Annotated in this window: 6 protein-coding genes and 1 pseudogene; 2 read left to right on the forward strand and 5 right to left on the reverse strand. The window is 56.4% G+C overall.

All coding sequences use genetic code 11. The features are described 5' to 3' along the window. Positions 1-66: 66 nt before the first annotated feature. Both H5P28_RS06290 and H5P28_RS06295 read left to right on the forward strand, forming a co-directional pair. A complete protein-coding gene (locus H5P28_RS06290) occupies positions 67-333 on the forward strand; it encodes a transposase (RefSeq protein ID WP_185673679.1) in 267 nt (88 codons plus the stop codon). After that, on the forward strand, positions 327-1,241 hold the full coding sequence (locus tag H5P28_RS06295; protein ID WP_185673678.1) for an IS3 family transposase: 915 nt from the start codon (positions 327-329) through the stop codon (positions 1,239-1,241). The genes H5P28_RS06290 and H5P28_RS06295 overlap by 7 nt, the downstream gene beginning before the upstream one ends. Positions 1,242-1,442: 201 nt before the next feature. On the opposite strand, the gene H5P28_RS06300 is transcribed toward H5P28_RS06295, so the two are convergent. The 5 genes and pseudogenes from H5P28_RS06300 to H5P28_RS06320 all read right to left on the reverse strand — a co-directional run bounded on the left by H5P28_RS06300 (position 1,443) and on the right by H5P28_RS06320 (position 5,875). Then, entirely contained in the window at positions 1,443-2,486 is a 1,044-nt protein-coding gene (locus tag H5P28_RS06300) for a hypothetical protein (RefSeq protein ID WP_185674862.1), read from the reverse strand. Then, positions 2,452-3,639, reverse strand: a complete 1,188-nt coding sequence (locus tag H5P28_RS06305) for a hypothetical protein (RefSeq protein ID WP_185674863.1) — start codon at positions 3,637-3,639, stop codon at positions 2,452-2,454. Before H5P28_RS06305 ends, H5P28_RS06300 begins: the two co-directional genes overlap by 35 nt. A gap of 35 nt (positions 3,640-3,674) precedes the next feature. Beyond that, positions 3,675-4,631 (reverse strand): annotated as a pseudogene (locus tag H5P28_RS06310) (ADP-ribosylglycohydrolase family protein); the annotation flags it as partial. Positions 4,632-4,700: 69 nt separating this feature from the next. After that, complete coding sequence (locus H5P28_RS06315) at positions 4,701-5,615, reverse strand: IS3 family transposase (protein WP_185673678.1); 915 nt, start codon at positions 5,613-5,615, stop codon at positions 4,701-4,703. Beyond that, a complete protein-coding gene (locus tag H5P28_RS06320) occupies positions 5,609-5,875 on the reverse strand; it encodes a transposase (protein ID WP_185673679.1) in 267 nt (88 codons plus the stop codon). The genes H5P28_RS06315 and H5P28_RS06320 overlap by 7 nt, the downstream gene beginning before the upstream one ends. Positions 5,876-5,941: the final 66 nt, after the last annotated feature.

Consider the following 5,941-nt stretch of genomic DNA (forward strand, 5'->3'; position numbering starts at 1 on the left):
TGGCGTGACCTCCTAGAATCGTACCATTGCGTTTGAGACCCTGGCGGGTAGAACCCGACCAGAAGTATGAAACGAAAGAGATACACCGAAGAGCAAATCGTGGCGCTCCTGCGCGAGGCAGACGAAGGCCGCAGCGTGGACGATGTTTGCCGCGAGCACAATGTGAGCAAAGCGAGCTTCCATCGTTGGAAGAGCAAGTACGGACAGATGGAGCTGCGCGATGTGAAGCGTCTGAAGGAGCTTGAGCGCGAGAACGCCGAGCTGAAGAAACTGGTGGCCGACCAGCTTTTGAACATCAAAGTACTGGAGCAGGTAAACGCAAAAAAATGGTAAGCCCGGGGCACAAGCGCGAAGCGGTGCGCGAGGTGGCCGAGTCGGGAACGTGCTCGTTACGGGCCGCCTGTCGGTATCTTCGTCTGCACTGGTCGAGCTTCTGCTACCGGGCTAAAACCGCCACCGACAAGATGGTTCGCCTCGTGCGTGCGATCATCGCGGTGAGCCGGACCAACCCGCGCTACGGTTATCGTCGCGTACGAGCGCTGCTGGCCAACGAAGGCTGGCAGGTCAGCCGCAAGCTGGTACAAAAGGTACGCCGGGCTGAAGGGCTGGGCGTGAAGCCGCCGCGCCCCCGGCAACGGCGTCAGGGCAAGTCCACCGGCAAGATCCCGACCGCGGCGACGCATCCGCGGCACGTGTGGAGTTGGGACTTCGTGGCGGATCGCACCGACAATGGAGCGCCTCTGCGGGTGCTCAGTCTGATCGACGAGTTTACCCGCCAGTGCATCAGCCTGACGGTGGCTCGCGGGCTGAAGTCAGCCGACATCGTCGCGGCCTTGGACAAAGCCATCGCCAAGCACGGTGCTCCCGAGCACATCCGTTCCGACAACGGGCCGGAGTTTATCGCTACGGCGACCAAGGACTACCTGGAATCCAAACGCATCAAAACCCTCTACATCGAGCCGGGCTCGCCCTGGCAAAACCCTCACGTGGAGAGCTTCCACAACCGCCTGCAGGACGAGTGCCTCAAGCAGGAGTGGTTCCTCTCCCTGACCGAAGCGCGCGTCGTCATCGAAAACTGGCGACGCAAATACAACAGCCAGCATCCGCACAGCCGTTTGGGCTTTATATCCCCCGACGCCTTTGCCAAACTCTGGCATCAAACCAAGGCAGTGCTTGGCTCCGTTCGCCCTACGGGCTCACTGCACCAAGCACTCCCGCAAACCATAACCCAACCAACATAATCCTACCCAGCCAGCGTCTCATCGCTCTGGTACGAAAAGTGGGGGCCGACCAGCTCTGTTTAACGAGCGTGCTAAGCTTGGAGAGTGCAGCCTTCCGCGTTCTCTTCTGCTCAAGCAGTTGTTGCCTCTGCTTTTGCAGCTTCTTCTTCTCTTGTGCGATACGTTTCAGTTCCTTGTCGATGTCCATTTTCTATTCAGTGATTATGATTCGATACGAATGTTGAAAATCGCTTCCCAGCCGCCATCTTCCCTGCGGTAAGCGAAGGGATTGCCGGTGATGCCAAAGAAGGCTCTCAGACGTGAAGCTAAGCGTCCCTTGCGTTTCTTGTTACGATGATCGGCATGCTGGCTTCTCCACGTAAATACGCCCATCTCCTCGGCAAAGTGGTAGAGCAATTGCCACTGCTCGTCTGGGGTGAGAGTGTTCCGGTTCACCATCCCCATGTCCTGAAAGGTGTAAGTTTCCCGGACCGAGCCAATAGAAGCCATCACCGTATGACCGTCCCGAAACACCAGAGAAAGATCGTGCCAATCCGCGCCCGACGGTGTCGGAAAAGTGGCCCCCAGCACGGTTGCCCCACCGACGAGCTCCTTTACATTTTGCCAGCGTACCCCTCCGGCTTCGGTCAGAACGGGTTCGTGACCGTTCATTTCCGTGACCTCCTCCAACGGAAGGACTTGTCGCTCCATTCGTGAGAGCAATGACGCGCAATGCCCGCCCATGTAATGACGACTGGTTGGTGTCACCAGAACGAAGCGGTGAATTTCCTCAACGATCAGCAATTGGAGGACTCGCTTCATGGCACACGCATCCTTGACTCGCGTAAACATGACCGGTGTCACTGTCGGTGTTCCCGGAACTTGACCCAAACGCCATACATCATTCGCGATAGAGTTGATCTGCGGATGCAGCCCCAGACAACGGGCGATGGCCGGAAGCAGTATCTGCGGATTGATCGTGTAACGTACCAACTCCTCGCGACTGTAGAACTTCGTCGTGCAAAAATGCTCGTCGCACAAGGCGGCGTAGGTGCCGTCCTCTTCCGGCACATCCGCGATCCGGTATTTGCAGTAATGCCCTTCACGCGTTCGCTCACAGGCGATAGACTTCGTCAGGCCCGAACAAGGCATCAGATACGGGTGTATATGCTCGTAACTCTCGCCCAGGTAGCGTTGTAACGCGGCGTCCCGAGCCCCGAAACCGATCTCCTCAACCGACCGCCAGAACATGCTCGCACTGCTCATGCCCCTTCACGCGGTCTCGAACTACAAATTCGCGGCGATTCAGCCACTTTTCCAATATAGGGCCGTCACCGTCTCGGGTGTATAGCGCCACGTTGGACGGCTTCAGTGTTAGCGTGCGCTCTTTAGACTGCCCGGAATAACGCAGCTTGAAGGTCGCTTTTAACAAACGGGCACCCGGAGGAATGTACTCCCGGTGCTGCTTCATTGAGGCAAAGACATCATACGCCTTATGGGTGATGACCTCCTCAAAATTTCCATCAATAACATAGCTCAATTCGCTCAGACGGACTGATTCGATTTCAGGGACGTCGCCCGTAAACAACGCCGTCGCACCGTCGCGTAATAAAGGTTCAAGTGTGTATTTGCTGCGACCCGGGAAATAGTTCTCCCGACCAAAGAGATAAAAACCAAACAGCTTGCGGTAGTGCTCGCGCTGCGTAGGCGTCTGCGCATTGACGCACAATTCATTCGTCAAGGCATCGTAGATGATCAAGTCATAGCGCTCGGGCTGAAAACCGATTGTGCCCATCCGCCCCTCCTCCCACGTTGCCTGCCGTTTGTAGCGCTCGCCATGGCTAACGAGGAACCAGTGTTCGTTGGGCAGCGGACGATGACTGATGCGGCAGCCATAGCCCCAATCCTTCTTTTTAAAGTGGTAAGAAAGACTCTGCTCCAACTGACGAATTCCCTCCGCATTCAGAGAAAAATCAGACGAAGCGTCGCCCTCCGTGCTAAAGTACTCGAATGCGCGCTTGCGATCACAAGACTGGTGTTGATGAATCCACTTGAGTGCCTTCGGAGCCGTCATCCACAGGCTAAGCGCAAGTTCCAGCAACGTTGAGTTCGGCTCAGGCTGCACTTGCTCCGAGGAGGCAACAATTTCCAGTAGCTCCGTATTTTCCTCCACTGCTACTTCGTGAACGGCGTAGAGGGCACCCGACACCTCGGACGGAATATCCGACTCTGGAGTCATCAGAACGTCCGACAGATACGTCAACTCAACTGGACCGGCCCGGTTATTCAGGCATGTCACATCGAACCCACCGCCATGAAAATACGACTGATAAGGCGTCAGAAATCGACGGAGCAATTCGGGCCTAATCGACGCCAAGACCTCGGGACGAGGGAAACGATAACGATGTCGAGATGGCATGGGTAAGTAAAAACATAGGTAAGCGAAGCAATACTTCACTCACGCATCCATATATCTGGGACCCACTGGTCGTTGTCATCGCAATCGCTGACCCCAACCACCCATTCAATCAGCTTCGAAAATTCGGGCGTTTTTAGTATGGCAACCAATGTGTGCTTCCCCGCCCCTAGCTGAACATCGATAGATTGGTTGTTGGGGACCCGGTGGGGAGATGGAGCCATTCTACCGCACTCACGTCCAAACACATACTCCCCGTTCAGGAAAACTCGGCAATTTTCGTGTGTGTTAAATACTACCCGAGCATGTGTGGGACGTTCCAGTCGGAAGCTGAATTCAACAACAACCGCTTCCTTATCGAAATTCGAAGAGTCTAAACTCACATGTGTCCCACTAAAGCGGATAGCCTTCATGCTAGGCATGACCAGTCCATAATCCTTCCCTGTCTGCCACCCATGTCCGAACCAATCCACGTCCACACATCCGATGCGAGCGGGAACAGACATATCTTTTGGCAATGAGTGAGCAATAGCACGAACGGGAGGCTCACCGTTTATTCGTTCGCGAAGGTCAATGACCATCTCAGTAAAAGCGTCCAGCGAATCAGGCGGGGTAATCCCGGTAATCTCTTGGCTCAGCACCAGATTTCGTCCGATGGGACGCAGCCACTCTTCCCCGATGGCACTCGGATTCATAATCCCAAGCAGGGCGCCTACTGTTGCCGCTGTGCAATCAGTATCTTTCCCACAGTTGGCGGCAGTACAGATGCTTCGACCAAAATCTCCGTTTCCGTCCAAGAGAGCAAGGAAAACGAAGGCCAGGTTTTCAATCACGTTGGTGAAATTTTCATGGCCATAGCGCTGAAGGATTTTTGTCCTCACCTGACGCCAATCGCCACTGGCTAAGAACCAGCGTTGAGTGTCCTCAATAGCCGAACGGAGCTGAGAATCTTCTGGAATATGCTCAAAGCCGATTTCGATGACGCGGTGAATGTCGCTCTCGACAAAGGCCGTGGTCGGCCCCCACTTTTCGTACCAGAGCGATGAGACGCTGGCTGGGTAGGATTATGTTGGTTGGGTTATGGTTTGCGGGAGTGCTTGGTGCAGTGAGCCCGTAGGGCGAACGGAGCCAAGCACTGCCTTGGTTTGATGCCAGAGTTTGGCAAAGGCGTCGGGGGATATAAAGCCCAAACGGCTGTGCGGATGCTGGCTGTTGTATTTGCGTCGCCAGTTTTCGATGACGACGCGCGCTTCGGTCAGGGAGAGGAACCACTCCTGCTTGAGGCACTCGTCCTGCAGGCGGTTGTGGAAGCTCTCCACGTGAGGGTTTTGCCAGGGCGAGCCCGGCTCGATGTAGAGGGTTTTGATGCGTTTGGATTCCAGGTAGTCCTTGGTCGCCGTAGCGATAAACTCCGGCCCGTTGTCGGAACGGATGTGCTCGGGAGCACCGTGCTTGGCGATGGCTTTGTCCAAGGCCGCGACGATGTCGGCTGACTTCAGCCCGCGAGCCACCGTCAGGCTGATGCACTGGCGGGTAAACTCGTCGATCAGACTGAGCACCCGCAGAGGCGCTCCATTGTCGGTGCGATCCGCCACGAAGTCCCAACTCCACACGTGCCGCGGATGCGTCGCCGCGGTCGGGATCTTGCCGGTGGACTTGCCCTGACGCCGTTGCCGGGGGCGCGGCGGCTTCACGCCCAGCCCTTCAGCCCGGCGTACCTTTTGTACCAGCTTGCGGCTGACCTGCCAGCCTTCGTTGGCCAGCAGCGCTCGTACGCGACGATAACCGTAGCGCGGGTTGGTCCGGCTCACCGCGATGATCGCACGCACGAGGCGAACCATCTTGTCGGTGGCGGTTTTAGCCCGGTAGCAGAAGCTCGACCAGTGCAGACGAAGATACCGACAGGCGGCCCGTAACGAGCACGTTCCCGACTCGGCCACCTCGCGCACCGCTTCGCGCTTGTGCCCCGGGCTTACCATTTTTTTGCGTTTACCTGCTCCAGTACTTTGATGTTCAAAAGCTGGTCGGCCACCAGTTTCTTCAGCTCGGCGTTCTCGCGCTCAAGCTCCTTCAGACGCTTCACATCGCGCAGCTCCATCTGTCCGTACTTGCTCTTCCAACGATGGAAGCTCGCTTTGCTCACATTGTGCTCGCGGCAAACATCGTCCACGCTGCGGCCTTCGTCTGCCTCGCGCAGGAGCGCCACGATTTGCTCTTCGGTGTATCTCTTTCGTTTCATACTTCTGGTCGGGTTCTACCCGCCAGGGTCTCAAACGCAATGGTACGATTCTAGGAGGTCACGCCA

This window comes from Ruficoccus amylovorans, from assembly GCF_014230085.1.
Taxonomy (GTDB): Bacteria; Verrucomicrobiota; Verrucomicrobiia; order Opitutales; family Cerasicoccaceae; genus Ruficoccus; species Ruficoccus amylovorans.

What these genes read in the sequence shown, in the direction of transcription:
- H5P28_RS06305 (WP_185674863.1), bottom strand. Translation starts at nt 3,639, where the DNA reads ATGCCATCTCGACATCGTTATCGTTTCCCTCGTCCCGAGGTCTTGGCG.
- H5P28_RS06290 (WP_185673679.1), top strand. Translation starts at nt 67, where the DNA reads ATGAAACGAAAGAGATACACCGAAGAGCAAATCGTGGCGCTCCTGCGC.
- H5P28_RS06295 (WP_185673678.1), top strand. Translation starts at nt 327, where the DNA reads ATGGTAAGCCCGGGGCACAAGCGCGAAGCGGTGCGCGAGGTGGCCGAG.
- H5P28_RS06315 (WP_185673678.1), bottom strand. Translation starts at nt 5,615, where the DNA reads ATGGTAAGCCCGGGGCACAAGCGCGAAGCGGTGCGCGAGGTGGCCGAG.
- H5P28_RS06320 (WP_185673679.1), bottom strand. Translation starts at nt 5,875, where the DNA reads ATGAAACGAAAGAGATACACCGAAGAGCAAATCGTGGCGCTCCTGCGC.
- H5P28_RS06300 (WP_185674862.1), bottom strand. Translation starts at nt 2,486, where the DNA reads ATGAGCAGTGCGAGCATGTTCTGGCGGTCGGTTGAGGAGATCGGTTTC.